The organism is Curtobacterium sp. GD1, from assembly GCF_020882855.1.
In the GTDB taxonomy this organism is placed as follows: domain Bacteria; phylum Actinomycetota; class Actinomycetes; order Actinomycetales; family Microbacteriaceae; genus Curtobacterium.
On the sequence record NZ_JAFEVQ010000061.1, the window covers coordinates 1 to 2,152 of the forward strand.

5 protein-coding genes are annotated in these 2,152 nt (G+C 71.7%); 1 reads left to right on the forward strand and 4 read right to left on the reverse strand.

Translation table 11 applies throughout. From position 1 onward, the window contains the following. Window positions 1–74 precede the first annotated feature (74 nt). The 4 genes from JSX79_RS17960 to JSX79_RS17975 form a co-directional block, all read right to left on the reverse strand. The gene (locus JSX79_RS17960; RefSeq protein ID WP_229087552.1) at window positions 75–584 is read right to left on the reverse strand and encodes a metallophosphoesterase; all 510 of its coding nucleotides are present in this window, start codon (window positions 582–584) and stop codon (window positions 75–77) included. Beyond that, window positions 581–1,051: a MarR family winged helix-turn-helix transcriptional regulator gene (locus JSX79_RS17965; RefSeq protein WP_070418620.1), complete on the reverse strand. Its 471-nt coding sequence runs from the start codon at window positions 1,049–1,051 to the stop codon at window positions 581–583. Before JSX79_RS17965 ends, JSX79_RS17960 begins: the two co-directional genes overlap by 4 nt. Window positions 1,052–1,136: 85 nt before the next feature. Next, window positions 1,137–1,598 carry a VOC family protein gene (locus JSX79_RS17970; protein WP_070418619.1) on the reverse strand — a complete coding sequence of 154 codons (462 nt, stop codon included), beginning with the start codon at window positions 1,596–1,598 and terminating at the stop codon, window positions 1,137–1,139. 22 nt (window positions 1,599–1,620) lie between these two features. After that, on the reverse strand, window positions 1,621–1,917 hold the full coding sequence (locus tag JSX79_RS17975) for a GNAT family N-acetyltransferase (RefSeq protein WP_070418618.1): 297 nt from the start codon (window positions 1,915–1,917) through the stop codon (window positions 1,621–1,623). 92 nt (window positions 1,918–2,009) lie between these two features. Between JSX79_RS17975 and JSX79_RS17980 the strand changes: the two genes are divergently transcribed. After that, window positions 2,010–2,152, forward strand: a 143-nt coding sequence (locus JSX79_RS17980) for an NAD(P)-binding domain-containing protein (RefSeq protein ID WP_229087557.1), incomplete at its 3' end; no start/stop codon positions are given.

A 2,152-nucleotide genomic window follows, 5' to 3' on the forward strand; every position in this document is an offset into this window, starting at 1 on the left:
TGGGCTCGGAGTTGTTCATAAGAGACAGCCCCACGTGGAGGCGCGGTGCGGGGCCGACCCGCGCCTCCAGGCCGTCAGCGGGTCGTGGGAGGCAGCCGCACCAGCTCGACCGACAGGTCGCGGCCGTCGACCGCACCGCGCATCCACGTGTGGTCCGGCTGGCGGCGCCGGTCCGTCGGCGAACCCGGGTTGAGCAGCCGCAGCCCCGACGGCGCGACCGTGTCCCACGGGATGTGCGAGTGGCCGAAGACGAGCACGTCGACGTCCGGGTACGCGGCCGTCATGCGACGCTCACGGCCCGTCGCGGCACCCGTCTCGTGCACCAGGGCGACGCGCAGGTCCTCGACGGCGAAGCGCGCCTCGAGCGGCAGGCGGTCGTCGAACTCGGGGCCGTCGTTGTTGCCGCGGACGCCCTCGAACCGCGCCGACCGGGCCTGGACGGCGTCGAGCGTCGCGAGGTCCACCCAGTCGCCGGCGTGCACCACGAGGTCCGCGGCGTCGATGTCCGCCCAGAGCCCGGCGGGCAGGTCCTTCGCCCGCTTCGGCAGGTGGGTGTCCGAGAGCAGGACGAACGAGGTCGTCACGGCGTGGTGCGTCCGGGCATCGGCAGCCCCGCCTCGTCCGCGGCGCCGAGCCGTTCGAGGAGCCCCGCGAGGAGCGCGATGTCGTCGTCCGACCAGCTCGCGAGCCGTTCGTCGAGCGCGTCGCGGTGCAGCTGTACGGAGCGTTCGAGTGCGGCACGGCCGGCGTCGGTGGCCACGAGGGGCTTGGCGTTGCCGGTCCCGCCGTCGACCGTCCGGATGAGCCCGGCCGCCAGCAGCCCGGACAGCTGCCGCGAGATCGTGGAGCGGTTCAGCCGCAGGTACCGGGCGATGTCGATCGCCATGCAGCCCTCGTGCTGGACGACGAAGTCGACGAGGGACTGGTCGACGACGCTGAGGATCGCCTCCGAGCCGCGTGCCCGGATGCTCGCGCGGCGGGTGATGCGGGCGAGTTCCGTGTACGCGCGTCCGATGTCGCTGTTGCGGACATCGGGCCTCGGTTCGCTCATCGGACGGACTCCAGCCTGTCTGCGCCGGGACCTGCCGGCGGTGTTCGGTCCCGCCACCATACCGGCGGGTACGGATCGCGTCGGCTCAGTGACCCGCCGCGGCGGCCCGCAGGGCGGGGATGTCGAGCTTGACCATCTGCATCATGGCCTCGAAGACGCGGGCGTTGGCCTCGGGGTCGCCCGAGCCGGTCATGAGGTCGCCCATCATCGACGGGGTGACCTGCCACGCCACACCCCAGCGGTCGAAGAGCCACCCGCACCGGCTCGGACGGCCACCGTCGGCGAGCAGGGCGTCCCAGATGCGGTCGAGCTCCTCCTGGTCGTCGACGTCCACCTGGAACGAGACCGCGTCGGTGTGTTCGTGCCCCGGACCGCCGTTCATCGCACGGTAGGGCTTGCCGAGGAGCGTGAACTCGACGACGAGGGTCTGCCCGTCCGGGGTCTTGCTCACGCTGTCGATGCTGCTGTCGGGGAAGAGCGACACGTAGTGCTCCGCCGCCTGCTCGGCCTGGTCGTCGTACCAGAGGAACGGGGTGATCGTCGGCATGGGCGGGGCCTTCCGGTTCGGCTCAGTCCGCAGCGCCGCGGCTGAGCAGGTCTGCCTTCTCGGGGTGCTCGTCGAACCACTTGCCGACGAACCAGCACATCGGGACGATGCGCCGGGTGGAGTTCGCCTCGACGTCGGCGACCGCGAAGTCGACGAGCTCGGCGGCGTACCCGTGCCCGCGGTGCTTCGGCACCGTGTACGTGTGCGGGAACGCGATCGCGTCGCCGTTCTCGCGGTAGTCGAGGACGCTCACGAGTTCGCCGCCGACGTACATCGCGTAGCGGTCCTGGTCGGCTTCGTCGCGGAACTCGTGGTCCATGCCGCCATCATGCACCCTCGGCGGCAGCGCGGGCGGCAGGCGGTCAGGCCGTCGGGAATGGGCGGATCGGGGTCGGGCGTTGGTCGGACACCATGACGACAATCGGCATCATCGGCGCAGGCAACATCGGATCCCAGCTCGCACGGCTGGCGGTGCGGAACGGACACGAGGTGGTGATCGCGAACTCCCGCGGCCCCGAGACCCTGACGGACCTGGTCGCGGAGCTCGGCGAGGG